We start from the raw sequence: 25,853 nt of genomic DNA on the forward strand, positions 1-25,853 counted from the left end.
AAGAGAAGGAGACAACGCATGAACAAGGCCATCGCATTGCTGCTTGCCGCTGCGGCCACCGCAGCCGCAGCCCCCGGGTTCGCCCAGTCCGACTACCCCAGCAAGCCCATCAAGCTCATCGCCCCGTATGCGCCGGGCGGCTCGGTCGACGTGCTGGCCCGCACCCTGGCCACGCACCTGTCCACGGAGCTCAAGCAGTCCGTGGTCGTGGAGAACCGGCCGGGCGCCAACACCATGATTGCCGCCTCGGCCGTGGCGCGCTCGCCGGCCGACGGCTACACCCTGCTGCTGGCCAGCAATGCCAGCATGGTCCTCAACCCCCTGCTCTACAAGAAGCTCAGCTACAACCCCGACCGGGAGCTGAAGCTCACCAACATCCTGGCCGAGGCCCCGCTGGTGCTGGTCACCAACAGCCAGACCGGCATCAAAAACGTGGCCGACCTCAAGGCCTACTCCAAGGCCCACGCGGGCAAGCTCAACTACAGCTCGGTCGGCCTGGGCAACCCGCTGCAGCTGACCACCGAGCTGATCAAGTCCCGCCTGGACGTGGCCGCCACCCACATTCCCTTCAACGGCAGCGCGCCGGCCCTCACCGCCCTCATGGCCAACGACACCCAGCTCATGGTGGACGTGGCCGGCACCTCCCTGCCCCACATCAAGGCCGGCAAGCTGGTGGCCATTGCCACCACCGGGCCGGAGCGCTCGCAGTTCCTGCCGCAGACGCCCACCATTGCCGAATCGGGCGTGCCGGGCTTCAGGGCCTCCACCTGGTTCGGCATTGCCGTGCCCGCAGGCACGCCCGCGGACGCGCGCAACACCCTGCAGGCCGCCGTCAACAAGGTCATGCTCAACCCCGAGTTCGCCAGTGCCCTGGGCAACCAGACCCTGGCCGCCAGAAAGCCCCAGACCCAGGCCCAGCTAGACGACTTCCTGGCCGCTGACGGCCAGATGTGGCGCAAGGTGATCGCCGACAACGCGATTGCGCTGGAGAACTGAAGACCGAAAAGGTGATGGACTAAGTGCCTAAGGACCGGACACCTCGGCCTGCTCCACGAAGCGCAGCAGGCTGGCCCTGAGGAACTCGGTCATCACCTTGACGGCATGCGAGGGCCGCCGGTCCTCGGCCGTGATGATGTACAGCCTGTCGCCCAGGCCGGACACCGTCCAGTCCGGGCACACGCGCTGCACGGCGCCCGATCGCAGCTCGTCCATCACCATGTAGTTGGGCAAGGTGGCCACGCCGCTGCCCCGGAGCATGGACTGCTTGAGGAAGGGGAAATGCTCGCTGGTGATGCAGGGCTCGCACTTGAGCGCAATCTCCTGCTGCCCCTTTTTCACCGAGACGGCATAGGTCTTGCCGTCGCCGGGCGGCGTCAGCAGCACGCCGTGGGGAATCTCGGCAGGGTCGTGGAACGGCCGCGCCTTGGCATAGGCGCTGCTGGCATACAGGCCAAAGCCCACCGGCCCCAGATCGCGCGCCACCAGGTGCTCCTGCACGTCGCGCGCCACGCGCACGGCCACATCCACCTGGGCGCTCATGGGATCGCTGACCCGGTTGGAGAACAGCACGCGGATGCGCACCTGCGGGTGCCGCTTCTGGAAGGCCAGCAGCATGTCGGCCAGGTACAGCTCGCCCAGGCCCGTGGGAATGCTCAGCCGCACCGAGCCCGTCACCACATGCTGCAGCGCGTCGATGGCGCCCTGCGCCGCCTCCACCTCCTGGATGATGCTGCGCCCATGCTCGTACAGCACCTCGCCCGCCGCCGTCAGCAAAAAGCTGCGCGTCGTGCGGTGCAGCAGGGTCACGCCCAGCGCCGTCTCCAGCGCCTTGAGCTCCTTGCTCACCTTGGAGCGCGTGATGTCGCGCTTGCGCGCCGCAGCGCTGAGGCTGCGAGCGTCCACGATCTCTACGAAATTGCGGATGAGGTTGATGTCCATGGCTTGAGAGCGGCAGGTCAGGCGGCCCGCCTTGTGTGCGGCCTTATGCGCGGCCTTGTGCGCGGCCGCAGGCAACGCGCCCGGACCGCCACCCCCGGACTATGGCACCGTCACGACACTTGGCCCCGCCACCCGTGGGCGCCGGGACACAGGGCTTTCCCCGGTGCCCGCCGCATCAGTCCAGGCTGATCTGCGACGAAGCGGCCACCTGCTTCCAGGTCGTCACATCCTTGAGGATCACCGCGCCGAACTGCTCCGGCGTATTGGCCACCACCGTGCCGCCCAGCTCTGCCAGGCGCTGGCGCAGCTGCGGATCGGCCAGGGCCTGCACGCTGGCCTTGTGCAGCTTGTCGCGGATGTCCTTGGGCAGGCCCTTGGGTGCCAGCAGGCCGTTCCAGGCCTGCACGGCATAGCCGGGCACGCCGGACTCTGTAAAGGTCGGCACATCGGGCAGCTCGCTGCTGCGCTGGGCCGTGGCCACGGCCAGCGGGCGGATCTTGCCGGACTTGATGTGCGGCAGCGAGGCCGGCAGCGGCTCCCACAGCATGGACACCTGGCCGCCGATCAGATCGGTGAATGCCGGGCCCGCGCCACGGTAGGGCACATGCATGATCTGCACGCCCGCCTTGGCCTTGAACAGCTCCATGGCCAGATGACCCAGACCGCCCGCGCCCGAGGATGCATACGACAGATGGCCCGGCTGCGCCTTGGCCAGCGCGATCAGCTCCTTCAGATTGGCCGCCTTGACCGAGGGATGCACGCTGAGCACGCCCGGCACCGTGATCACCTGGGTGATGGGCGTGAAATCCTTCACCGCGTCATAGGGCAGCTTGGTGTAGACGGCCGGATTCGTGCCATGCGTGCTGGACGTGGCGCCCAGCAGCGTATAGCCGTCCGGCTTGGCGTCGGCCACGAAGCGCGTGCCCAGCGAGCCACCGGCACCGGCCTTGTTCTCCACGATCACCGAGGCGCCCAGCACCTTGCCCAACTGCTGCGCGAACAGGCGGTTCACCACATCGGCCGTGCCGCCGGGCGGAAACGGAACGATCAGGCGGATGGGCTCGGCCGTGGGCCAGCCGGCATCGGCCGCCAGGGCCGACTGCGCGGGCGCCAGGGCGCCCAGGGCCAGGGCCGCCGTGGTTGCAGACAGGCTGCGGATCATGAAATTGCGGCGTTGCATGAGATTTTTCTCCTCGTTGAAATTCTTCGGGACCAGCACCGGCCAGTCACCGGCCAGTCATCGGCCCAGGCGCTCCAGCCAGGCCAGCACCCGGCCCAGCACCTCGTCGCCATTGGTGTCCAGCATGCAGAAATGCGAATTGCCGGTAATGCCTGCGGCCGGCAGGTCCAGCACCTCGGCACGGCCGCCCAGGCGGCGCAGCAGCTGCCAATACACATCGGTCTGCGCGCGGTACTTCTGCCACTGCGGGCTGTGCGCGAAATGGTCACCCCACACCGCCAGGTGCGGGATGGCCGAGGCAGGCGCGAAGGCATCCGCCCCCTGCTGACCTTGCTGCCCTTCTTGCAGCACCGGCATGCCCGTAGGCTCCACCCCCACCACGGCGCGCACCAGGTGCGGCTTGCGGCTGGCCGCATGCGCGGCAAAGCCACCGCCCTGGCTGTGGCCTATCACCACACAGGGGCCGAATTGCTCCAGCAGCGCGTCATAGGCCGCCATGGCCATGGCCTCATGCCCCAGCCAGCGCGGCACCATCTGACGCACCAGGGCATCAAAATTCTCATGCGGAAACCGCTGGCCGACGAAGGGCTCGCCCACACCGTCGCCCGAAGGCGCGCCATGGCCTATGCGAAACAGCGTCCATGCCTCCTCGGCACTGCGGAACACGGGCGCCTCGGCATAGATCTCGGGGAACATCGCCCAGCCCGCGCGGCCGCGCTCCACGGCATCGCAGACCACCACGTCATGGCCGGCCTCCAGCAGGCGCCACAGCCAGCCCTGGCGGCCATCGGGCGTGGACTCCCACTGCGCCCCGGTCATGCCGCCGCCGTGCCACAGCAGCACCGGCAGGGGGCTGCGCGGACGCGCCAGCCGGTACTCCATGGCGTACATCTGGCCCACGGCATAGCTGCCATTCATGTCCAGCGGCCGCTCGCCGCCGTTGCGCACCACTTCCCTGTGCTGGATCGGCAGATCCCTCACCGTGCGCTGCGCACCGCCAATGAAATGGCTTTGCATCTTCCTGAGGCAAACTTCAGGCATAACAGGGCTTCTCTCGCATGCCGTCATGCTAGGCATGCCCCGCCTTGGTGCTGTGCCGATTGCGGCGGGGCTGTGCCGGATCAGCACAGCCCTGCACCCACCCTACCCATGCACGAACTCAACCTCAAACTGCTGCAGGACCTGCAGGCCCTGGCCGACACCGGCAGCCTCTACAAGGCCGCCGAGCGCCGCCACATCACCCACCCTGCCTTTGGCCGCCGCATCCGCGCGCTGGAGGAATGGGCGGGCGCGCCCCTGGTCGAGCGCGGCCACCAGTCCACCACGCTCACGGCCGCCGGCAAGACGCTGCTGGCCTCGGCCCATGAAGTGCTGGGCATCCTGGAGCAGACCCACGGCCTGCTGCAGCGCCCCCACCGCACGCGCGATGAAACCATCACCATCGCGGCCGGCCGCACGCTGTCGCACACCGTCCTGCCGGGCATCATCACCGCCCTCAGCCAGGCCATGCCCCAGCTGTGCTGGAAAGTGGTCACCACCAGCCTGGACTACGGCGTGGAAATGCTGCTGCAAGGCAAGGTGGACCTGCTCATGTGCCACGCCCAGCCCGCCATCGAAGGCAGCCTGCAGGGCCACCACCTGGCCTGGCTGCCCGTGGGCCAGGACACGCTGATCCCCGTCAGCATCCCCCTGGTCCCGCAGTTGCCCAAGTACGCCCTGCCCGCCCACGGCGGCGGCCCGCTGGTGCCCTACCTGGACTACGCGCAAAGCATGTCCCTGGGCAAGATCCTGCGCAGCCACCTGCACGAGCTGTGCGACACCACGCGCCTGCGCACCGTCTACGAGGCCGACCTCGCCGACTCCCTGCACGCCATGGTCCACCAGGGCCTGGGCCTGGCCTGGCTGCCGCTCACCCTGGTCAAGGCCGACCTGACCGAGGGCCGCCTGGCCCGCGCGGCCGGGCCCGACAAGGACGTGCCCATCAACGTGCGGCTCTACCGCCGGCCTGCGGCGCAGAGCAAGCCGCTCACGCGCAGGGTGTGGGCGGGGTTGGAGAATCTTTATGGGAGGAGTCAGAAGTCGTGAGGCGGGCGGGCCAGTTTGTGTGACTTGGCGGCTGCGGCCTTGCGTTGTTCAACGTCTGTAAACTTGAGCGCCGCGCGCTCTTCTTGCCCCTGCCGGGCGGTTTCTTTTAGAGGCCGGGTCTCGGCCCGGCAGCCGACTCCCTTTCTTGATTCGCCAAGAAAGGTCAGATCAAAGAAGGCGACCGGTACGACTCACACTCATAGGTGACACATCAGTACAAGGACATGGGTAACAGATCCAAGCTTGGCAGCTGGAGCCAACAGCAGCCAAGGAGCGATCACCATGCCCTGGAAGGAGTGCGCACCCATGGACGAGAAACTGCTCTTCATAGCCGACCATCTGCGCAGTGGCGTGCCGCTGAGCGAGCTGTGCAGGCGCTACGGCATCAGCCGCAAGACGGCCTACAAGTGGGTTGAGCGATACCGCCAACTGGGCATGGATGGATTGCAAGAGCGCAGTCGCAGGCCCCACGGGAACAATCAGGCGATCAGCTATGCACAGCGCCGGGCCATCATTGAGCTGCGCACGCAGCAAAGGTCACAGATGGGGCCCAAGAAGCTGCACGCTTTGCTCCTGCAGCGTTGGGGCCCACAGGAGACACCCAGCAAAACCACCATCTACAACGTGCTGAAGGCTGAGGGGCTTGTTTGCAGCAGGCGTGTACGCAGACGCTCGGTGCCTACGGCCCAGCCCTTGCGAACCAGCAAGCAGCCCAATGGGGTGTGGAGTGCAGACTACAAAGGCCAGTTCAAGACAGCCGATGGTCACTGGTGCTACCCATTGACCATCATGGACCACGCCAGCCGCTATTTGCTGGCCGTGCACGTCTACGACAGCCCCAACTACGAGGATGCCAAACGCAGCTTCGAACAGGTGTTTCGGCAATACGGACTGCCCGAGCGCATACGCAGTGACAACGGTCCGCCGTTCGCGACTACTGGCGTGGCGGGCCTGTCACGCCTGGCGATATGGTGGATAAGGCTGGGCATCAGGCCGGAGCGCATCGAGAGGGGCAAGCCACAGCAAAACGGTCGCCACGAGCGGATGCACCGCACGCTCAAGCATGCCCTGGGCAAAGAGCCTGCGGCGGACAAAGCGGCATTGCAGATGCAGCTCGATGCCTTTGTGGAGCACTATAACCAGCAGCGCCCGCATGAGGCCTTGCAGCAAAGCATGCCGGCCCAGCATTACAGCGACTCGGCCAGGCCATACCCCTCAAAGCTACCGGAGCTGCAGTACCCGAAGCATTGGGAAAAAGTTCGAGTCAGCCACAACGGCCTGATCTACTGGCGAGCGCTGCGGGTCTACATAGGCTACCTGCTGGCGGGGCAGTGGATCGGGATGCAGGAGGTGGCCGCTGGCCAGTGGGATGTGTATCTGGGGCCGGTGCGACTGGGCTGCTTCAACGAAGAGGATGTGCGAGGACCCCAGAAGGACTATGTGAGCTTGAAGTGTTACCCATGTCTGTGAGCTGAGTTGTTACCCATGTCCTTGACACGTACAACCCGAATGTCCGCGACCCTCCGCTTCGCTGCGGGCAACCTGCGTCGTGGCGGTTGCGGGGTTCGCCGTGAAACTCGTTGCGCGCTGCGCGCTTCACTCAAACATCACGGCGAGTCAGATGACGAAGCAAGCCTGTCCTTCGGCAGGCTTGCAACCCCGCAACCGCCACGACGCAGGCGCGGACATACGGGAGGGGGAAGAGGCAGCAGACGCAGGCAGCGGGCGCGCCCAGGACTTTCCCCTTGGCCCCGCTGCAGCCTTGAACTAGCATGGCCTGCACCGTCCCGGCCGGGGCGGATCTTCCCTGGGCATCGATGAGCTTTCCCGTTCAGATTCCGATCCGAGTCCCCTGCCCTCCGGGCGCCTGCATCTGCGAGCACGACGCCCTGCTCGCCGACGCCATGGCCGACCAGCGCATCCTGCGGCTCACCAGGGAAGAGGAAAAACGCCTGCTGCAGCGGCTCGAACAGATCACCAGCCTGCAGGACCTGCGCCATGTGGAGCAGCGCATGTATGAGCAGCTCGGCATCCGCGTGCGCATCGAGCCCGGCGCCAGCGAAGTGCGCACCGTGCGCGGCATACAGATCGAGGTCCTGCCCATGCGCGGGTTGTGCAGCAAGACGCGGCAAGCGATTCCTGCGGCGATTCGGCGAGGGATGGAGAGGACGCCAGAGGTGGCGTTTGAGTTGTTGGATGAGGGGGGGTTGTTTGGGTGAGGATTGGCAACCTCGATCGACCAGGAATCACTGGTTTTCCGCAAGGCGCTCAATTCCAGCTTTGCGACTGTGGCCAGAGGCTAGCTCCAGACCTCCTCTGTCAGACGCCTCAACTCATCAACCGCCGCAGAAAAAGCCGTCTTGTCAAATACTGCTCTTTTATTTCCCGCTACCCATTCAACCGAAACAACAATACCATTTCTCACATCGATAGCACGTCCGATTCTCGCCCAACTCACCATTTCTTCATCAACCAGCTGCTCTACCACCGCAACAGTGCAATTCATATCCATATCATCTGGACAGATCATGATTGGCACTATCGTCGACGAATTTTCATTTTTTGGATTCAAAAGATACCAGGCATTTTTCAAATCGCACTCATCAATAAGCCACCCTTGGGCCGGGACAAGGCCACCCACAGTATCTTCTCCAAAGACAGCCGAGCAATCTGCCTCTTTCAACCATAACTCAAGCGGCACCCCGTCAACCACCAGGACAGGATGGGGAGCCTTCGCGTAAAGCGACATGTGCATTACAGCTTCAATAACGTTCATGTGGTGTCAAGATTTAATTTTCAGTGTCCATGACGATCGATTGTCCTTACCTCGCACAGGTCCCGTCAACCTCCTTCACCCTCCGTAGGCTCACCATCCCTGTCGCGTGACACATGCGGGCACTCCGCCCGAAGACATGCACGCCATCGCGAGGCGACCTGCCACCATGCCTACTCACCGCCACCGCAAACGCTGAGGATGCATGGCAGCACGCCTGAATCACGATGCCAGGCTCCTCATCATGCGGCACAATCAGCCGACTGCGACCCTGAAGCCAGGTTTGAATCTACTGGAAGCACCAGCAACCCGCCTCCAACATGGAATGCCCCATCTGTACAAGTACTGATTTTCATCGCCCCGCGGAGAAATCTGCAATGGAAATATGGCACTGCAAAAACTGCGGGAATGGATGTGCAGTGCGCTGCAATTACATCCCCGATCTTTCGGACGTGAAAGGCCATGACCTGTTCGTTGGAACGGCATCGGTTTCCACAGGAATAAAGGGCCTTAAGGCATTGATCCAGTTAAAGAAAGCTCTTTCATTTGCAGAGCATTTTGTGCCTGCCAGACTTGATGAGCAGCACCGAGCCGGGAAACTCTGTTGGGACCTAGGATATTTTCTGGATTTTGAAGTCCAACAGGCCGAAGCAGAGTGCGAACGAATCGGAATAGCTGCGTCATTCAATAGATTGGTCTAGGCGGGCTTGATGTAGATTACAACCGGCGTGCGACGACAGACAATGCCAGTCCGTGGTACAAGCTCTTGAGATCAAGCACGATCAATACGGCCGCATGGAGATAACAATGGCATTCAAGATAAATGCAGATACAAGAACCACGATCGAGAATATTCTTGGTCGATCCATCGAAGCGGAGTGCGGTGATCTGGCCAATTATGGCGAAATCGTTGACAAGGATCTGGAGAGTTTTCGGCGGCTCTGGCCCACCGGCGCAGTGATCACAGCCAACTACCTTCTATACAGGCTGGACGGACGATACGGCCTGCAAAAGGCGATGATGTATATACATCATGTGATCGGAGTTGAGGACATGACGGCGGATCAATGGCTAAAGCAAATGTTGACACTTGAGCAATAAGATGTCGAGAACTGCTTTCGGTCGATCAGACGCATCTGCGAAAACTCAGTAAAAATCACGGATTAATAAAACGGCAGACATACGGTGGCTCTCATGTCCTTGGGTGCCGAACATCCACCCATCACATTCCAGAAGACATGAATATCGAGGCACTGGCAGGAATTTTCCATGATGACAGCAACGGCCTGATTACATCCATAAGTCGTTCAGAGAACAATGAACTCTTGATTTCGATCGAATGCGATGACTGGAAAATTCACGGATACGCAGAGAATTCAAAATCGTGTGCAAGCAATGGCTGGACACCGATGTGTGTATTTGCAGTGCAAATGCAATATCCGTATACCGGGAGCACCCCTTGCTCCTGAACCGCTCCGGAAGACAAGGCAGCCTTTACTTCTCCTCGTGCCCCCAGGATCCTTACCAAATTTATGCCTATATTTGGGAAATTCTTCATCACCACTACAAAGGCTGGCTGGCCGCATCCAGAATGATGCCGGGTTCACCGGCATCCTTTCATACACTGCTGACTGGAGGCTATGGCTTGCTCTTGCGCGGTCCTATCTCTGTCCTCACCAGCGTTCGAGATCGCATTGGATCCGATTTGAAAACACAACTAATCGACACGCATATCGTCGAAACAAATAGAAACGCCATTTCATCGCGTCGCATTTGTTCGCTGCCTGCGATGCCGAGGCAGCCTACGATCGCGCCATAGGCATGCTCCCCGGCTTGAGCGACGCAAATCACGATGGGCCCGGTGATCGAACGAACGTAGTGCCTGTTGGCATCTTCGACCTTGACGAGGTATTCGTCGCTGAGGGGCAGGTCGTAACCGGATTGAGCCAGCCATATGGTATCGATGTCGGCATCCTGTTTATCGAGGAATTGCTGTGTCAGCGCACAAGAACCAAGCAGGAGCTGACTGTCTTCGCCGGCCCTAGGGATGGCAGGGCAGAGCCGCCCTAATTCCCCAACATCCTCGTACGTTCTCCCGCACATCCTCACTCGCCTGCCCATCGCTGAGCAGCGACTGCGAACTCCATCATCCGTATCCGAGCAGAAAAACGCCGTCGGCACCTTGAGGACTTCGGCCAGCTTGCGCACGGTACAGCAGGTACGGCTTGGGCTTGCCCAACGCATAGCGATTGATCTGTGCGCTTGCGACAAGCTGGCCGCCCCCTCAGACCCACTCGACAGCCCCCATCTTCTTGAACACCCTGTCAATCAGCTACGCAACTCGTAGTATCTGCGTCCCGAAAAACCGGCAAGCATCATCCCTTTCTGAAGGAGATGCAATGTCAGACGCCAATCGAATGCTTCGTGGAGAGTCGAACCCATGAAGCACATCCCCCCATCCCCTCCCCCCGAAAACACCCACGCCCAGAAGCTCGCAACAGCGCTGCATGAAATGGACCGCTTCGTGCAGCAAGGCTGTGCCGAGGTTTCCGCCCTGGCCCAGTTGGCGCTGGCCTGGCTGGAGATCCCCGAGGGCCATCAGCGGCTGGACGTGGTGGCGCAGGCGCTGGTGACCATTCGCAACAGTGCTGAATCGCTGGCGGAGTTCGCGGGCAGTGAAGCCCGAGTGATGAACTGCGAGTACGAGGACCAGGCGGAGGTGCGCCGCAGCGAGGCGGCCAAGGTGGCTGCCGAAGAGGCCGGGCATGTGTACACCGTGGCGGGGCCTGGGGTGGCGCGCGGCGGCAGGTAGTCCCGGAGGCAACGGGTCTGCGCGCCGCTGCACCCTGCATGGCCGTCTACCCCTTGCGCGTGCGAAACAGCAGCCACAGCAGATACACCCCGCCCAGCAGCCCCGTCACCAGCCCGATGGGCAGATGCAGGCGCACGGGTGCCCACTGGCTGAGCATGTCGGCCGCCAGCAGCAGAACGGCGCCCATGGCTGCCGCCGTGAACAGGGGCACGTCGGGCGACAGGCCCAGGCGCCTGGCCACCTGGGGCGCGGCCAGCGCGATGAAGGCGATGGGCCCCGCCGCTGCCGTGGCGATAGCGGTCAGGGCCACGGCAGCCATCACCATGGTGAGCCGCGTGCGCGGCACGTTGACGCCGAGCTGTGTGGCGGCATCGTCGCCCAGCTCCAGCAGGTTGATGCGGCGGGCGCACCACAGCACGACGGGCACGATGGCGATGAAGCCCAGCGCGGCGGGCACGACATGCGCCCAGGTCCGCGCGCTGAGCGAGCCGGCCAGCCAGCGCTGCGCGGCGACGGCCCGGTCCAGGTCCCCCATGACCAGCAAGATGGTGTTCAGGCCCGAGAGCGTGGCCCCCACGCCTATGCCCACCAGCACCAGCCGGTAGCCGCCGGCAGCACGCCGGCCCCCGGACAGCGCAAGCACGACCGCCGCCGTGGCCATGCCCGACAGCACGGCGGCCAGCGATGTCCACAGCGGCCCGGCGTCACCCAGCACGATGAGCGCAATCGCCCCGCTGGCCGCGCCCGTGGTGAAGCCGATCACGTCCGGCGAGCCCAGCGCGTTGCGGGAGATGGACTGGAAGATGGCACCCGCCATGCCAAGCGACGCGCCCACGAAGACGGCCGTGAGGACACGCGGCAGCCGCACCCGCTGCACGATGCGCTCTGCTGCGGGGTTGGAGCCCGTGCCCAGCAGGCTGTCGAGCACTTCGGCGGGGCTGAGGGACAGGGTTCCCGTGCCCAGCAGCAGCACACCCAGCACCATGGCCAGCACGACCAGCGCCATGCCCACGGCCAGCGGCCTGGGCCGCCAGAGAAACGAACAGGCTCCCCAGCGCACAACGGATGTGTTCACGAAGGTCTTCATAGCCTGCTCAACCGGTATCTGCACGCCACCCAGACAAAGAACGGCCCTCCGATCAGGCAGGCGACGATGCCCGCAGCCACTTCGGCAGGTGCCGCGACGACGCGGCCCAGCACGTCGGCCCCCAGCAGCAGCACCGCCGCGTAGAGCGCGGACAGCGGCAGTATCCAGCGGTAGTCCGGCCCGCACGAGAGGCGTGCCAGATGCGGCGCCACCAGGCCGACGAAGGCGATGGGCCCCACGGCCGCCGTGGCGGCCCCGGCCAGCAGCATGACCGCCAGGCAGGCCAGTTGCGCGGTGGCGCGCACATTGACGCCCAGCGCCAGGCCCACGTCATGCCCCAGCGCCATGGCGTTGAGCTGGCCGACGATGGCCCAGGCCGCCGCCAGCCCTGCCGCCACGGCAGCCGCCAGCACGGCGGCGCTGGCATAGCCGCTGCCCTCCAGCGAGCCCGCCGCCCAGTGGCGGAAGCCGTCGAAGACTTCCGGGGGCGCGTTGAGCAGGATGATGCCGGCGCTGGAGGTGAGCATGACCGACAGGCCGGCCCCGGCCAGGACCAGGCGCACCGGGTGCGCGCCCGCGCCCCGGGACTGGCCGAACGCGAAGACGGCAGCGCCCGCCAGCCCCGCGCCGGCAAAGGCGCACCAGACGTACTGGAGCACGGACGTCAGGCCGAAGGCCGTCATGCCGATGAGCACGGCCAGCGCCGCGCCCGCGTTGACGCCCAGCAAGCCCGGCTCCGCCAGGGGATTGCGGGTGACGGCCTGCATGAGCGCGCCGGCCACGCCCAGTGCCATGCCGGCCAGGATGGCCACCACGGTGCGGGGCATGCGCAGCAGGCTGACGATCAGGTGCTGGTCATCACGCAGGTCCGGAGCCCGCAGCGCGCCGAGGATGTCGGCCAGCGCAATGTCGCGCGAGCCGACGGTGATGCCGAGCACGGCGATGATGGCCAGCGCCAGCAGCCCGCCTGCAAGGCCCAGCCAACGCCTGCAGTGCAGGGAGGAGCGCGAGGAGGAGCGCAAACAGGAGCGCGAGGCAGGCCGCGCCGCCGCGCCTTGGAGCCGTGCACGCATGGCTCAGCGGAAATGGCTTGCCACGGCGTCGACCATCTGCTGCCCCGAGTAGTAGTCGATGCGAAACGAGGTCGGGCCCAGCGGATAGACGCGCCGGCCGGCAACGGCGGGCAGGTTGGCCAGCAGCGGATCGTCCAGGAAGGCCTGCACATCGCCCTGCGAGGCGCCGAGCAGGAAGACGGAGTCGCCGGTGATGGCGGCCGAGAGATTCTCGCGGGAGATGAATTCGAAGTCCGAGGCGCGTGTGACCTGGGCGGCCAGCGCGGGCGGCAGGCCCTCCACCTTGAAGCCCAGTGCGGCCAGCAGCCGCGCATGGGGGCTGGCGGCGCGGGCTATGGAGTAGCTGCCGGCCATGTTGTAGGCGACGATGCTGACGGGCTGGGCCGGGGGCATGATGGAGGCGGCGGTCTGCGCCACATGGGCATCGAAGCGGGCAATGGCTGCGGCGGCCTCCTTCGCATGGCCCGTGATGCGGCCCAGCTCGGTGGCGATGTCCTGCCAGGACTGGCTGGAGTAGTCGACCACGACCATGGGCACGCCCTGCGCCTGCAGTTCGGTGCGGTGCTGGGCCACGCTGTCGGCTCCGGTGGCGGAGGCCACCAGCAGGTCAGGGCTGGCGCCGATGGCGGCCTCGATGTCGAATTGCAGGTTGCGGTAGAGCACCTGCACGCCGCGCTTGTCGGCAACCGCGGCCCATTGCGAGAAAAAGCCCTTGTCGTCGGTCATGCGGCTGGGCGTGGTCGCGGCGGTCGCAACGACCGGCGCATCGATGGCCAGCAGGATGCCGGTCACGCTGGGCGAGGTGGAGACGATGCGCCGGGGCAGCGGTGCATGGTCTGCGTGTGCTGCAGCCGGCGTACCCGATGCATCCGACGCATGCGATGTATGCGGTGCGGCGCCCGCCACGGGAACGGCGGCGCGTGGAAACCATGCGAAACAGGCCAGCACGGCCAGTGCGGCGGCCGCGCCCAGGGCGGCAAGTTGGAGTCTGTTCATCTCGATCCGAAGCGACGGGGCCGGGCGCCAGGGCGGCGTCTTCAGCGTATTCCGTATTGTAGAATTCATTCCACATTGCAAACACTGAAGGACCTATCGATTGTGGGAAATGACCGGCCATGACGCAGCGCCTGAGTGCTGATGCGGTGACGCTGCGCTACGGCGAGCGCACGATTTCTCAGGGCCTGTCCCTTGCCATTCCCGATGGCTCCTTCACCGTCATCGTGGGGCCGAACGCCTGCGGCAAGTCCACCCTGCTGCGCGCGCTGTCGCGGCTGCTGGTGCCGGTGGCCGGGCAGGTCATCCTGGATGGCCGGCACATCTCGCAATTTCCCGCCAAGGAGGTGGCACGGCGCCTGGGCCTGCTGCCGCAAAGCGCGGTGGCGCCCGAGGGCATCACGGTGGCGGACCTGGTGGCGCGGGGGCGCTACCCCCATCAATCCTTCCTGAGGCAGTGGACGGACGCGGATGAGCAGGCCGTGGCCGAGGCCCTGCAGGCCACCGATGTGGCAGCACTGTCAGACCGCCTGCTGGACGAGCTGTCAGGCGGCCAGCGCCAGCGGGTGTGGATTGCGATGGTGCTGGCGCAGCAGACGCCGATCCTGCTGCTGGACGAGCCCACGACGTTCCTGGACATCGCCCACCAGATCGAGCTGATGGAGCTGCTGGCGGATCTCAACGACGCCGGCCGCACGGTGGTTGCGGTGCTGCACGACCTCAACCAGGCCTGCCGCTATGCCTCGCACCTGATCGCCATGCGCGACGGGCGCATTGCCGCGCAGGGCGCGCCCGGGGAGATCTTCACGGAGCAGTTGGTGCAGGAGGTGTTCGGCCTGCCGGCCGTGATCATGGCAGACCCTGTGTCGGGGACGCCCCTGGTGGTGCCCAGGGGGCGCAGGGCCGTGAATGCCGTGGAGCGCGCCGCAGGGAACTGAGGCGCCCGGCCATTCTTCCCGGCGCGGCTTTCAAGGCGAATCTGCGCTGAAGGCCCGCCCGCCCGTGGACTGGTTGATCAGGCTGGCCTCGCGGAACAGCGCGACCCGGTCTTCCGGTGACTTGAGCTGGCCCAGGTCCGAGACGGTGGTGACCGCGCAGACGATTTCATGCTGCGCATCGAACACCGGCGCCGCCTGGCCCGTGACGTTGGACAGCAGGTGGCTGGTCATCTCGGACCAGCAGCGCTCGCGCACTTCGTCGAGCACGGCCTTGGCTGGCGGCTTGCCACGGAAATGGGCGGGCTGCTGGCGCCGTGCGGCGTCGATGGTGGCCTTGGGCAGGAAGGCCTGGAACACCAGGCCGCAGGCAGTGTTGTCTATGGGCAGGATGTCGCCCAGCGCCAGCGGGTTGATCGAGAAGTAGGCACTGCGGTACCAGCGCACCAGGGTGGGCCCCCGGTCGGTCCAGATGGCCACGCCGCCGCTGAGCGCATGGCTGTGCGTCAGCGCCTTCATGCGCTGCGCCGCAATCTCCACCGCATCCACACGCTTGAGCGCGCCAATGCCGATGCTCAGCGCCGCGCTGCCCAGGTCGTACAGGCCGCTGGCCGGGTCCTGCTTGGCCAGGCCTTCCTTGACGAGGCTTTGCAGGTAGCGGTGGGCCGTGGAGCCCCCCGTTCCCGTTCGCCGGGCCACCTCGCCCAGCGCCAGCTCGCTTTCGGCATTGGCCAGGACCATGAGAAACCGGGTGGCGATGGAGACGGACTGGATGGTGCCGGAGCGCTTCTCGCCGGCTGTCGTCTGAGGTGTTGTTGTTTTCAAGGGCTGGGCTTTCTTGCCTGTACCAGGCGCATCGCAGGTGGGGGCGCATGCGCCGCCGGTGTCGATGATACCGGCTCTGCCGAAGGCTCTGCACGGGTGCGCGCACACCATTTCTCCGCTGTTTCTTCCTTCCGCATGTGGGAATGCATTCCCTACTGTGGAATTTCAATGCATGATGGCGACCTTTGAAAAATACGAATCATTCTCATCAAAGGAAGATGCTGTGAAGCTGTGTTTCCATCGCAGGCTCCCGTCCCGGGCGGGCGCCATCGCACTCTCTACCCTGATGGCGCCGGCCGGCGCCTTCGCTCAGGGCGCGTCGGGTTCCGGGGGGGAATCCAACGCGCTTGAAGCGGTCGTGGTCAGCGGAGAAAAGGTCAGGCGCGAACTCAAGGACACGGCCTCCTCCGTGTCGGTCAAGGCCGGCAAGGACCTGGCCCGGCAGGAGTCCGGCAATGCCTCGGTCCACGAGGTGCTGCACGACGTGCCCAACGTGGTCTACACCGACACGGTGGGCGCGCCCATCATCCGCGGGCAGGACACGCAGGGCCCCAACAACGGCCAGAACGTCTTCTGGGGCGGCACGGTGCCGCGCGCCACCATCAACCTGGATGGGCACTACCTCAACTACAACGAGATGTTCTTCGGCGCGACCTCGGTCTGGGATGTGGAGAGCATCGAGGTGTTCCGCGGCCCGCAGACCACCTCACAGGGCGCCAATGCCATTGCGGGCGCCATCGTCGTGAACACCAAGGACCCCAGCTTCAAGCGCGAAGGGGCCTACCAGCTGGAGGCGGGCGACTACCACTCGCGGCGTGCGTCCATCGCCGTCTCCGGCCCCGTGGGCGAGGAGCTGGCCGCGCGGCTGGCCGTGGACTACTCGGGGCGCGACACTTTCATCGACTACACCAATCCGCAGTTCCAGCGGGGCCAGGCCGATCAGGATTTCCGCGCACTGAACGCACGCATGAAGTTCCTGTGGCTGCCCAGCAGCGTTCCGGGCCTGGAGGCCAAGTTCACCTATTCCCACAACGACAGCAACCGCCCCAGCCAGGAGGCGGCGTCCGCTCCGTTCAACGCGCTGGAGCACTGGACGACGACCATGCCCAGCTGGAAGCAGAAGACCGACACCGGCATCCTCGACCTCAGCTACGAGCTGGGCAACGGCGTGCGGCTGGTCAACCAGTCCCAGTATTCGCGCTCGTCCGTGCAGCGCTACACGGGCATTCCCGGCGAGGGCGATGCCGATATCCGCCAGAACAATGTCTCCAATGAGTTCCGCGCCCTGGTGGGCAGCGACAAGGACCGCCTGAGCGGCTTCGGCGGCGTCTACTACGCGCGCACCGGCACGGACGAAAGCCTGCTGCTGCGCGGCCTGTCCGCCTTCGACGACACGAAGAAGAACCTGGGCGTCTTCGGCGAGCTGAACTGGCGCCTGGCCGACCGCTGGACCCTGACCAGCGGCCTGCGCTACCAGCAGGACGAGGTGGTGCGCACCGGCACTTCGGTGCTGGCACCCACCGCCCTCGACTACACGAAAACCTTCTCGGCACTGCTGCCCAAGCTGTCCCTGGCCTATGCCGCCACACCGCGCTGGACCGTGGGCGCGCTGGTCAGCCGGGGCTACAACCCGGGCGGTGTGTCGCTGAACCTCACCAGCCGGCAATGGGCGTATTTCAAGAAGGAGTCGATCTGGAACTACGAGCTGTTCAGCCGCGCCAGCCTGCTCGATGACCGGCTGATGCTCAACACCAACCTGTTCTACATGGACATGCGGGATGCGCAGTACAACATCCCCGTCGTCATCTCCCCGGGCGTGGCCCAGTCCTACACCATCAACGCGGAGAAGGCCCATGCCTACGGCTTCGAGCTGGGCGCCGACTACCGCGCGCTGGACAACCTGCGGATCAAGGCCGGCGTGGGCGTGCTGCGCACCCGCATCGAGGAAATGGGCAGCAACCCCGGCTACGAGCACAACCGCTTCGCCCGCTCGCCCGGCTACAACCTGAGCCTGGGCGTGAGCTGGGACGCCAGCCCCCGGTTCAATGTCTCCGGCCAGGTGCGCCATCTGGACGGCTACTACTCCGATACCGCCAACACGCGCGCCTATGCGGTCGGCTCCAACACCATCGCCGACCTGCGCATGACCTATGCCTACAGCGCGCGCGTGCAGCTGTACGGCTATATCAAGAACGTGTTCGACAGGCGAGCACCGACGTATCTGCAGCAAAACCGCGGCATCGGCGGCATCGAGGCCAGCATGACCGCGCCGCGCATGATCGGCGTGGGCGTACGCGGAACGTTCTGAGATGGGAATGACAGCAGACATGACAACCCGCAAACCCCTGCACATCGGCCTTTCGCTGGCCCCCACCTGGCTGAGCGGCGACGCCTGGCGGCGGCCCGGCAGCAATATCGAAGGGCTGTACTCCAGCGACTTCGCCCTGGACCTGGCCCGGCGCGCCGAGGCCGCGCACCTGGACTTCGTCTTCCGCCCCGACGTGAGCTTTCTGCCCATGGAGGCGCTGGAGACGGGCGCGGGCTTCGCCAGCCTGGACCCCACGGTGCTGATGGCCGCGCTGGCGCGCGAGACCTCGCGCATCGGCCTGGTGTCCACGGTATCGACCACGTTTTTTCCGCCCTATGCGGTGGCGCGCCAGCTGCAGTCGCTGCACTGGATCAGCAACGGCCGCGCCGGATGGAACATCGTCACGGCCCTGCAGGGCCACGAGAACTTCGGGCTGCAGGCCATGCCCGATGCCGATGAACGCTATGCGCGGGCCGCAGAGTTCACCGACGTGGTGCGCCGGCTGTGGGCCAGCTTCCCCAACGAGGCCTTGAAGATCGACCGGGACAGCGGCCGCTATGCCGACGCCTCGCTGGTCCACCCCATAGACCACGAGGGACCGCACCTGAAGGTGCGCGGCCCGCTGAACCTGCCGGAGTTCGGCGGCCCGCGCATTCCGCTGGTGCAGGCGGGCGCGTCCAGCACCGGGCGCGACTTTGCCGCATCGGTGGCAGACATTGTCTTCGCGCCCACGCCGGACCTGGACGCGGCGCTGGAGCTGCGCCGGGACCTGTCTCGGCGCGCACAGCGCCATGGCCGCCAGGCGCAGGATGTGCGCCTGCTGCCCGGCCTGAGCCTGTACCTGGCCGACACCCGCGAGCAGGCCCGGGAGATGTTCCAGCAGACGCACGGCCGGGTGGACAGGGGCCGCAAGCTGGCATCGATCAAGGCCATGGTCGGCCTGGACCTGACGGACTGGCCCGCAGACCGGCCGATCACCGCAGCCGACCTTCCGGCCCCTGTGGCAACCCCGTCCAGCCGCACGCATGCGGGCCTGCTCAGGCGCCTGATGGAGCGCGAGTCATTGCGCATCGACGAGCTGCTGCTGCGGCCGGAAATCCTCTCCGCCGCGCACTGGCAGGTGGTCGGCACGGTGGACGATGCCGTGGCGCAGATCACCGAGTGGAGCGCTGCCGGCGCCATCGACGGCTTTCTGGCCGCGCCCGGCGGCTCCGTCGAGTCCCTGCATTGCGTGCTGGAGCAGCTGGTGCCGCGCCTGGTGGAGGCCGGCCTGTTCCGCTCCCGCTACACGGGCACCACGTTCATGGAGCACCTCGACGAGTCGAGGTAGGGGCTGCGCCCTGCCCTCGCCGGGCCTTCACTGCGCCCGCGTGTCGGACCCGCCATCGGGCTCGAACGCAAAGCCCACGCCATAGACGGAGCGAATCCACTCATGGCGGTCGTCCGCCGCCTTGAGCTTTTTGCGCAGGTTCTTGATGTGGCTGTCGATGGCGCGTTCGTTCACGTCCAGCGTGTCGGCGCAGGCCAGCTCCAGCAGCTGCGCGCGGGAGTACAGGCGGCCGGGCTGGCGCATCAGGGCCTGCAGCAAGGTCAGCTCGCGCTTGGTCAGCGGCAGCACGCTGCCGTTGAGCATGGCGCGGCCCTGCTCGGGCAGCAGCGTCAGGCGTTGCTGAGCGGGGCCGGGGCCGGCACTGCGGCGCAGCACGGCCTTGACGCGGGCCACGACTTCGCGCGGGGCGAAGGGTTTGCAGATGTAGTCGTCCGCGCCCAGCTCCAGGCCCAGCAGGCGGTCCATTTCCTCGACACGCGCGGTGAGCAGGATGACGGGGCTGGCGCTGTGGGGGCGGAACTGGCGCAGGATGTCCAGGCCATCGAGGCCGGGCAGCATGATGTCCAGCACGGTGAGGTCGGGCGGGGAGCGCAGCATGCGGTCCAGCGCCTCGCGCCCGTGGCGGATGTGCTCGACTTCGTAGCCGGCATGGCGCAGGTAGTCGATGACGATGGCGGCCATGTCGGTTTCGTCTTCGACCAGGAGGATGCGTGCAGGCTTCATGGCGCGGGATTTTCCAGCAAGGGCAGCCACAGCGTGATGCGCAGGCCGCCCAGCGGCGAGGCGGCGGCCTCGATGCTGCCCCCATGGGCCTGGACGATGGTGCGGCAGATGGCCAGCCCCAGGCCGGAGCCGCCCAGGCCGTCGCCGTCGCGCACGCGGGAGGCGTCCACGCGGTAGAGGCGGTCGAACAGGCGCGGCAGGTGCGGGCTGGCCACGCCGGGAGCCGTGTCGTCCCAGCGCAGCTGCAGCATGCTGCGGTCCTGCATCTGGACAATTTCGGCGGACACCTGCAGCCGCCCGCCCGCAGCCGTGTAGCGCAGGCTGTTTTCCAGCAGGTTGGCAAACACCTGGTGCAGCCGGTGCGGGTCGCCCTGCACCAGCGGCGGCGGAACGCGCGCGGCCAGCTGGTCCACGGTGGAGCGGTCCAGGCCGATGCCGACTTGCTCGAAGCCGGGCCGCGCGCCGTCCAGCGCCTCGCCCAGCAGGGTCAGCACATGCACGGGCACATGGCCCGAGCCGTGCAGGGCCTGCGGGTCGTCCAGGCTCACGCGCAGGTCGCTGACCAGCCGTATCAGCCGCATGATCTGCCGGTGCAGGCGCAGCGCCATGCGGTCGTCCATGGGCAGCACGCCGTCCTGCACGGCCTCGACCTCGGCGCGCATGGTGGACAGCGGTGTGCGCAGCTCATGCGCCACGTCGGCCAGCCAGCGCTGGCGCGAGGCCTCCATGGTGGCCAGTTGCACGGCCATGTCGTTGAAGGTTTCCGCAAGGCGGGCCAGTTCCGCATCGCCCCTGATGGCCACGCGCGTGTCCAGCCGCCCGGCCGCAATGCCGCGCAGGCCGTCGACAAAGGCGGTCAGCGGCTCCAGCCAGCGCCGCGTGAGCCAGGCCGACAGCAGCAGCGCCAGCAGCAGGCCGGCCAGCCCGGTCCAGGCCACAAAACCCATCTGCTGCGCGAGGAAGGCACGGTCCAGGTCGCGCTGCATGCCCTGCCCGGTCTGCACGGGGGACAGCACGATCTCGCCAATGGCCTGCCCGTTGGCGGCGCGCAGAACGCGGTGCGCCGCACCGGGCTGCGGCGCCATGCCGGAGATGAGCTGGCCCTGGGCATCCAGCAGGCCCACGCGCGCCCACGGGCCGCCGAAGGGGCGGTCCGGCGGCGGGCCGGGGCGGTCTGTACGGTCTGTACGGTCGGAGCGATCTGATCGATCTGAGCGATCGGCACGCTCTCCGCCTTCCAGCCCAGGCGGCGGCGGAAACTCCGGGCCCGGCCCCGGGCCGTGGCTTCCCTCAAAACCAGGCCTCGGCTCCGGCATGGGCATGGGCATGGGGGGCCGTGGCCCGGGCTCGCCCGCAGGAAAGCCCCGGCCCATGCCTGCGCCCGGGCGCACCATGTCGCGCCAGAAACCGGGGTTGGCGCGCGCCGCATCCCAGCCGCCGTTTTGCTCATGGTGCTGCACCAGCCGCTCGGCCAGCCCGTCCATGCCGGTCAGCTCCACCTCGGCCATGTAGGGCCCCAAGCCCCTCTGCAGCCCCAGGCGCGAGAAGCCGAGAAACACCAGCAGCAGGGCCACCAGCAGCACGGCCAGGGCGAAGAAGGCCTTGTGCTGCAGCTTCAGGCGTGGGAGGCGGAGGCTCATTCAGTTGCTGCGTCAGACGGCAATGCCGATGGATATCGTGGCGGTGTGGCCATTGGTGGTGTCTCCGGTGAAGGTGGGCGTCTGCCAGGCGATCTGCTCGCTGGTGTTGTCGCCGAAGACATTGTCCGATGTCACGCTGACCCGCGACAGGTTGGAGACGCTGGCGCTGTAGCCGCTGACACCGGCATAGACGGCGCTGGCGATGTCCTTGGGCATGGCCATCTGCGAGGTCAGCAGCTTGTTGGTGTAGCTGCCGGCCGTGTTGAGGCTGCGGAACACCTCGAAGTGCATGTGCGGCCAACGCCCGTCATAGCAGCCCGGGAAGATGGTCACAAAGGTGCATTCGCCATTGCTGTCCGTCGCCTGCACGCCGCGCAGGAAGTTCTGGTTGAGCAGGTCGGTGGAGTACAGCGAATACTCGCCCTCGCGGGTGCAATGCCACAGGTAGATGGCATAGCCTTCCAGCGGGCTGCAGTTGGTGCTGACGTTGACCAGGGTGATCCTGAGCGTCAGCGGCAGGCCCGCAGCCGTGCCGCTCATGCCGCCAAAGCTGCTGCGCAGGTCGCTGCGCACCACGCCGCTTTGCGACAGCACGTTGACCAAACTGCCGCGCGAGCCGTTGGAGCCGTCGGCGGGGTAAGGGCCTTCGGTTTCCGTGGGATCGACCATGCAGGTGCCGGTCGTGGTTCCAGTACCCGTACCTGTGCCCGTTCCCGTGTCGGTGCCCGTTCCTGTCCCGGTTCCTGTGCCGGTCCCTGTCGAATCACCGGAATCACCTCCGCCGCCACCGCAGGCGGACAAGAGCGCGGCAGCGCCACCGGCAGCCATCAGGCCCAACAGGCGGCGGCGCTCGGACAGGCGGCGCGCCATGACTTGCAGATCGTGCTGAAGGCCCAGGTCGTGGGCAAGATCATGGGCATCTTGAGAGTGGTTCATGGGGATGGCTTTTCATGAGGGCCTGTGCGCAGGCCCGTGGGGTTGCAGACAGCCCGGCGGCGTGGCCCGCCGGGCCACGCGATCACTGCTGCGGATGGGGCGGCGGCCCGCCTGCGCCGGGCCCGCCGGCCGGCATGGCCACCAGCTGCCCGTTCAGGCTGCGGCAGGTGCCGGCCAGCGTCTTGCCATCGGGCATGGTCAGCGTCACGCTGTCGCCCTCGGCCTTGCCCTGGCAGGCCGTATAGGCCTCGGGCGGCGGCGACGGCGGATTGCCGTGCCCCCCGTGGCCCTGCGCATGGCTGCAGGCCGCCGCGAAGGCCGCCAGCGCCAGCACCAGTGCCGGGCGAATGCGTGAAGCGTTGGTTTGCGAGAAATCAATCATGGTCTTTTCCTGGAGTTGCACAGGAATTCTTGCGACCAATCTGGGGGGAAATTGGGAGAAGTGGGGACGAGCTGGTACAAGCTCACAGAGCGAGTGGGTCAACAAGCTCTGCATCGCACAACAGAACCATGAAACCAACAAGATTCCTGCTGCTGGCCGCCCTGCTCGGCCCACCCGCTCTTGCTGCAGATCTGACCGTGATCGAAATGCATGCGGCAAGCGGCAATGATCGCCCGTACAGTCTGGATGGCCAGCGGGTCAGTCCGGCTCAGTTGAGAAACACACTCTCCAGGAAGCTGACCGCTGCCCACGATGCCAAAAGTACGGTTCGCATTGCCGTGCTGGTCGATCCCGATGTGAAGGTCGGCGCCCTCTCCGAACTTCGCGGCCTGGTGATGAAAGTGGGATTCGACATGCCGCGCTATTTCATGGCGACGCGGGTGAATGACAGGCTCTCCGAGATCCAGGTGAACTACAGCCCGGTCTTCCCTAGAAGCGGGCTGGAGGCGGTGATGTCGTCCGGCCAACCGGCTGCAGATCCAGCGGCAACAGCACCCACTCCGCCCCGCTGATCACAGCCCCAGCATTGTCCTTAGGAGTCAGAGGGCCGAGTTTTTATTCCAACACGACATTGGCCTTCTTGACCAGGCGCGCAAAGCGTTCCTGCTCGGAGCGCAGGAACTGGGCTGCCGCCTCGGGGCTGTTGAGCACGGTGTATTCGTCGCGCCGTGCAAAGCCGGCCTTGACCTCGGGGTCGGCAAAGGCAGAGGCGATGCCGTCGTGCAGGCGCCGCACCTGGGCGGGCGGCATGCCCTTGGGGCCGATGGCGGCCACCCAGCCGGCGATGTCCACGCCGGGAAAGCCCTGCTCGGCTACGGTGGGCACATCGGGCAGCGATGCCACGCGCTCGCGGCCCATGATGCCGATGGCACGCAGCGCGCCGGATTTGAGGTGCGCCTGCGCAGTGCCCACGGCGATCACGCCGAAGTCCACCTGCCCGCTGAGCAGGTCCACCACCATCTGGCCCACGCCCTTGTAGGGAATGTGGCGTGCCGTGGCGCCGGCGGCGTCCAGAAAGACTTCGGCCGCGAGGTGGAAGATGGTGCCGTTGCCGGACGAGGCGTAGTTGAGGTCGCCGGGCCGCGCCTTCATGAGCGCCTGCAGTTCGCGCGCATTGCGCGCCGCCACCTTGGGGTGGACGACCAGCACGAAGGGCGAACCGCCGACGATGGACAGCGGCGTGATGTCGGCCAGGCTGTCGTAGGGCAGCTTCTTGAAGACGCTGGGGTTGACGGCGTGGTTGTTGGAGATGAAGGCGATGGTGTTGCCATCGGCCGGCGCCTTGACCAGGGCCTGCGTTCCCGTGATGCCGCCCGCGCCCGGCAGGTTCTCCATGACCACGGGCTGGCCGCCCAGCGAGCGCACCAGCGCAGTCTGGGCCGAGCGCACGATGGTGTCGGCGCCCGAGCCTGCCCCCACGGGCAGGATGACGCGCAGCGGCGTGCCATTTTGGGCGCGCACGCCCAGGGCAGCGGCCCCCAGCGATGCGCCGGCCAGGGCCAGCAGGGTGCGGCGGCGGAAGGGATGGGACGAGTGCATGGGGTTGTCTCCTTTTTGTGTTGTCTCATGCGCGCCGGGGTGGTTTTTCTGCGGCCTTCGGCGCCCGGGGATGGCTGTCAGGTCCGTGATGCAAGGGCTCCGAGGATTTCTTCGGTGTGCTCGCCAATCCCGGCCAGCGGCATGCGCACGCCGGGACGGTGGCCGTTCATGAGCAGGGGCAGCAGCACCACGTCGGTCTGGCCGCCGTCTTCGGTCTGCATGGAAGCCAGGCCGCCGCTTTGGCGCAGGTGCGGGTCGTCCACCAGTTGCTCGGGCCGCGTGATGGGCGCGTAGGGAATGCCTGCGGCCTCCAGCTGCGGCGCAAGCCGGGCCGATTCATGGCCGGCCAGGATGGCGCCCAGCTCGGCCAGCAGTTGGGGGCGCACGGCCACGCGGGCGGCGTTGTCGGCGTATTCGGGGCGCTGCAGCAGGTCGGCGCGGTCCAGCACGCGGCACAGGGTGGCGAACTGCTTGTCGCTGACGGCGCCGATGAACAGTTGCTCGCCACCGGCCAGGGTGAACACGTCGTAGACGCTCCAGGCCGACACGCGCGAGGGCATGGGCGGCGGTGCCTCTCCCGTCATCAGGTACTGCTGCATGTGCTGGGAGGACAGGAAGACGCAGTTCTCGAAAAGCGCGCTTTGCACCTCCTGGCCGCGCCCGGTGCGCTCACGCTCGCGCAGGGCCGCGAGCACGCCGATGGCGCCGAACATGCCGCCCATGATGTCGTTGACGCTGGTGCCCGCGCGCAGCGGCCGGCCCACAGGGCCGGTCATGTACGACAGGCCGCCCATCATCTGCACCACCTCGTCCAGCGCCAGGCGCTTTTCGTAGGGGCCGGGCAGAAAGCCCTTGTGGCTGACGTAGATGAGACCGGGCGCGCGCTGCGACAGCGTGGCGTAGTCCAGGCCCAGGGACTGCATGAGGCCGGGGCGGAAGTTCTCCAGCACCACATCGCTGCCAGCGGCCAGCTCGGCAGCGGTGGCGCGGCCCGCTTCGGTGGTGATGTCCAGCACCACGCTTTTCTTGTTGCGGTTGAAGCTGCGGAAAAAGCCAATGCCCAGGCCGGGCAGCGTGCGCGTTTTGTCGCCGCCCGGCGGCTCGACCTTGATGACTTCGGCGCCCAGGTCGGCCAGGATCATGCCGCAGGTGGGGCCCATGACCATGTGGGTGAATTCGATGATGCGGATGCCGGACAGCGGCAGCAGGGGTTCGGTGGCCATACAGGTGTGCT

General features: G+C 66.3%; 25 protein-coding genes. 10 read left to right on the plus strand and 15 right to left on the minus strand.

What is annotated here, in order from left to right:
* Window positions 1-18 precede the first annotated feature (18 nt).
* Window positions 19-996: a Bug family tripartite tricarboxylate transporter substrate binding protein gene (locus ACRSCF_RS16980; protein ID WP_012205004.1), complete on the plus strand. Its 978-nt coding sequence runs from the start codon at window positions 19-21 to the stop codon at window positions 994-996.
* Between the two features lie 27 nt (window positions 997-1,023).
* Here the strand turns inward: ACRSCF_RS16980 and ACRSCF_RS16985 are convergent, their stop codons facing one another.
* The 3 genes from ACRSCF_RS16985 to ACRSCF_RS16995 form a co-directional block, all read right to left on the minus strand.
* Window positions 1,024-1,938 (minus strand): LysR family transcriptional regulator, encoded by a 915-nt coding sequence (locus ACRSCF_RS16985; protein WP_016448094.1) that lies wholly within the window; start codon window positions 1,936-1,938, stop codon window positions 1,024-1,026.
* A 175-nt stretch (window positions 1,939-2,113) separates the two neighbouring features.
* Complete coding sequence (locus tag ACRSCF_RS16990; protein ID WP_244386192.1) at window positions 2,114-3,118, minus strand: tripartite tricarboxylate transporter substrate binding protein BugE; 1,005 nt, start codon at window positions 3,116-3,118, stop codon at window positions 2,114-2,116.
* Between the two features lie 57 nt (window positions 3,119-3,175).
* Entirely contained in the window at window positions 3,176-4,135 is a 960-nt protein-coding gene (locus ACRSCF_RS16995) for an alpha/beta fold hydrolase (protein ID WP_244386193.1), read from the minus strand.
* 132 nt (window positions 4,136-4,267) lie between these two features.
* On the opposite strand from ACRSCF_RS16995, the gene ACRSCF_RS17000 reads away from it, so the two are divergent.
* From ACRSCF_RS17000 to ACRSCF_RS17010, 3 genes are all read left to right on the plus strand, one after another.
* On the plus strand, window positions 4,268-5,203 hold the full coding sequence (locus ACRSCF_RS17000; RefSeq protein WP_034369222.1) for a LysR family transcriptional regulator: 936 nt from the start codon (window positions 4,268-4,270) through the stop codon (window positions 5,201-5,203).
* Between the two features lie 282 nt (window positions 5,204-5,485).
* Window positions 5,486-6,673 carry an IS481 family transposase gene (locus ACRSCF_RS17005; protein WP_409354021.1) on the plus strand — a complete coding sequence of 396 codons (1,188 nt, stop codon included), beginning with the start codon at window positions 5,486-5,488 and terminating at the stop codon, window positions 6,671-6,673.
* A gap of 302 nt (window positions 6,674-6,975) precedes the next feature.
* Window positions 6,976-7,422, plus strand: a complete 447-nt coding sequence (locus ACRSCF_RS17010; RefSeq protein WP_016448099.1) for a hypothetical protein — start codon at window positions 6,976-6,978, stop codon at window positions 7,420-7,422.
* 80 nt (window positions 7,423-7,502) lie between these two features.
* On the opposite strand, the gene ACRSCF_RS17015 is transcribed toward ACRSCF_RS17010, so the two are convergent.
* Complete coding sequence (locus ACRSCF_RS17015) at window positions 7,503-7,979, minus strand: hypothetical protein (protein ID WP_080650046.1); 477 nt, start codon at window positions 7,977-7,979, stop codon at window positions 7,503-7,505.
* An 804-nt stretch (window positions 7,980-8,783) separates the two neighbouring features.
* Between ACRSCF_RS17015 and ACRSCF_RS17020 the strand changes: the two genes are divergently transcribed.
* Window positions 8,784-9,077, plus strand: coding sequence for a hypothetical protein (locus ACRSCF_RS17020; protein WP_013802861.1), 294 nt, complete (start codon window positions 8,784-8,786; stop codon window positions 9,075-9,077).
* Window positions 9,078-9,614: 537 nt separating this feature from the next.
* Here ACRSCF_RS17020 and ACRSCF_RS17025 read toward each other — a convergent pair.
* A complete protein-coding gene (locus tag ACRSCF_RS17025; RefSeq protein WP_244386195.1) occupies window positions 9,615-10,184 on the minus strand; it encodes a hypothetical protein in 570 nt (189 codons plus the stop codon).
* Window positions 10,185-10,416: 232 nt separating this feature from the next.
* Between ACRSCF_RS17025 and ACRSCF_RS17030 the strand changes: the two genes are divergently transcribed.
* Window positions 10,417-10,788 (plus strand): hypothetical protein, encoded by a 372-nt coding sequence (locus tag ACRSCF_RS17030; RefSeq protein WP_016448101.1) that lies wholly within the window; start codon window positions 10,417-10,419, stop codon window positions 10,786-10,788.
* Between the two features lie 46 nt (window positions 10,789-10,834).
* Here ACRSCF_RS17030 and ACRSCF_RS17035 read toward each other — a convergent pair whose 3' ends face one another.
* From ACRSCF_RS17035 to fepB, 3 genes are read right to left on the minus strand one after another with little or no spacing between them, the layout of a single operon-like run.
* Window positions 10,835-11,875, minus strand: coding sequence for a FecCD family ABC transporter permease (locus ACRSCF_RS17035; RefSeq protein ID WP_133073440.1), 1,041 nt, complete (start codon window positions 11,873-11,875; stop codon window positions 10,835-10,837).
* Window positions 11,872-12,948: a FecCD family ABC transporter permease gene (locus ACRSCF_RS17040; RefSeq protein ID WP_034367203.1), complete on the minus strand. Its 1,077-nt coding sequence runs from the start codon at window positions 12,946-12,948 to the stop codon at window positions 11,872-11,874. Before ACRSCF_RS17040 ends, ACRSCF_RS17035 begins: the two co-directional genes overlap by 4 nt.
* A 3-nt stretch (window positions 12,949-12,951) precedes the next feature.
* A complete protein-coding gene (gene fepB / locus ACRSCF_RS17045) occupies window positions 12,952-13,944 on the minus strand; it encodes a Fe2+-enterobactin ABC transporter substrate-binding protein (protein WP_034367264.1) in 993 nt (330 codons plus the stop codon).
* Window positions 13,945-14,063: 119 nt separating this feature from the next.
* On the opposite strand from fepB, the gene ACRSCF_RS17050 reads away from it, so the two are divergent.
* A complete protein-coding gene (locus ACRSCF_RS17050) occupies window positions 14,064-14,879 on the plus strand; it encodes an ABC transporter ATP-binding protein (protein ID WP_034367206.1) in 816 nt (271 codons plus the stop codon).
* 30 nt (window positions 14,880-14,909) lie between these two features.
* Here the strand turns inward: ACRSCF_RS17050 and ACRSCF_RS17055 are convergent, their stop codons facing one another.
* Window positions 14,910-15,701 (minus strand): IclR family transcriptional regulator, encoded by a 792-nt coding sequence (locus ACRSCF_RS17055; RefSeq protein ID WP_096916011.1) that lies wholly within the window; start codon window positions 15,699-15,701, stop codon window positions 14,910-14,912.
* Window positions 15,702-16,059: 358 nt separating this feature from the next.
* Between ACRSCF_RS17055 and ACRSCF_RS17060 the strand changes: the two genes are divergently transcribed.
* Together ACRSCF_RS17060 and ACRSCF_RS17065 are read left to right on the plus strand one after the other, a co-directional pair.
* Window positions 16,060-18,009, plus strand: coding sequence for a TonB-dependent receptor (locus ACRSCF_RS17060; RefSeq protein WP_244386199.1), 1,950 nt, complete (start codon window positions 16,060-16,062; stop codon window positions 18,007-18,009).
* Window positions 18,010-18,028: 19 nt separating this feature from the next.
* The gene (locus ACRSCF_RS17065; RefSeq protein WP_244386201.1) at window positions 18,029-19,339 is read left to right on the plus strand and encodes an NtaA/DmoA family FMN-dependent monooxygenase; all 1,311 of its coding nucleotides are present in this window, start codon (window positions 18,029-18,031) and stop codon (window positions 19,337-19,339) included.
* Window positions 19,340-19,366: 27 nt separating this feature from the next.
* On the opposite strand, the gene ACRSCF_RS17070 is transcribed toward ACRSCF_RS17065, so the two are convergent.
* From ACRSCF_RS17070 to ACRSCF_RS17085, 4 genes are all read right to left on the minus strand, one after another.
* On the minus strand, window positions 19,367-20,062 hold the full coding sequence (locus tag ACRSCF_RS17070) for a response regulator (RefSeq protein ID WP_012204984.1): 696 nt from the start codon (window positions 20,060-20,062) through the stop codon (window positions 19,367-19,369).
* A complete protein-coding gene (locus ACRSCF_RS17075) occupies window positions 20,059-21,702 on the minus strand; it encodes an ATP-binding protein (protein WP_244386211.1) in 1,644 nt (547 codons plus the stop codon). Before ACRSCF_RS17075 ends, ACRSCF_RS17070 begins: the two co-directional genes overlap by 4 nt.
* A 12-nt stretch (window positions 21,703-21,714) precedes the next feature.
* Window positions 21,715-22,638: an intradiol ring-cleavage dioxygenase gene (locus tag ACRSCF_RS17080; RefSeq protein WP_034367209.1), complete on the minus strand. Its 924-nt coding sequence runs from the start codon at window positions 22,636-22,638 to the stop codon at window positions 21,715-21,717.
* Window positions 22,639-22,720: 82 nt separating this feature from the next.
* On the minus strand, window positions 22,721-23,020 hold the full coding sequence (locus ACRSCF_RS17085; RefSeq protein ID WP_016453656.1) for a hypothetical protein: 300 nt from the start codon (window positions 23,018-23,020) through the stop codon (window positions 22,721-22,723).
* 128 nt (window positions 23,021-23,148) lie between these two features.
* Here ACRSCF_RS17085 and ACRSCF_RS17090 point away from each other — a divergent pair, with 128 nt between their 5' ends.
* Complete coding sequence (locus tag ACRSCF_RS17090) at window positions 23,149-23,592, plus strand: hypothetical protein (RefSeq protein ID WP_034367212.1); 444 nt, start codon at window positions 23,149-23,151, stop codon at window positions 23,590-23,592.
* Window positions 23,593-23,635: 43 nt separating this feature from the next.
* Here the strand turns inward: ACRSCF_RS17090 and ACRSCF_RS17095 are convergent, their stop codons facing one another.
* Both ACRSCF_RS17095 and ACRSCF_RS17100 read right to left on the minus strand, forming a co-directional pair.
* Complete coding sequence (locus ACRSCF_RS17095) at window positions 23,636-24,619, minus strand: tripartite tricarboxylate transporter substrate binding protein (protein ID WP_047472782.1); 984 nt, start codon at window positions 24,617-24,619, stop codon at window positions 23,636-23,638.
* Between the two features lie 77 nt (window positions 24,620-24,696).
* Window positions 24,697-25,842 carry a CaiB/BaiF CoA transferase family protein gene (locus ACRSCF_RS17100; protein WP_341827216.1) on the minus strand — a complete coding sequence of 382 codons (1,146 nt, stop codon included), beginning with the start codon at window positions 25,840-25,842 and terminating at the stop codon, window positions 24,697-24,699.
* Window positions 25,843-25,853 lie beyond the last annotated feature (11 nt).

It is taken from the genome of Delftia sp. 11MD (assembly GCF_050907895.1).
Taxonomy (GTDB): domain Bacteria; phylum Pseudomonadota; class Gammaproteobacteria; order Burkholderiales; family Burkholderiaceae_C; genus Comamonas; species Comamonas tsuruhatensis.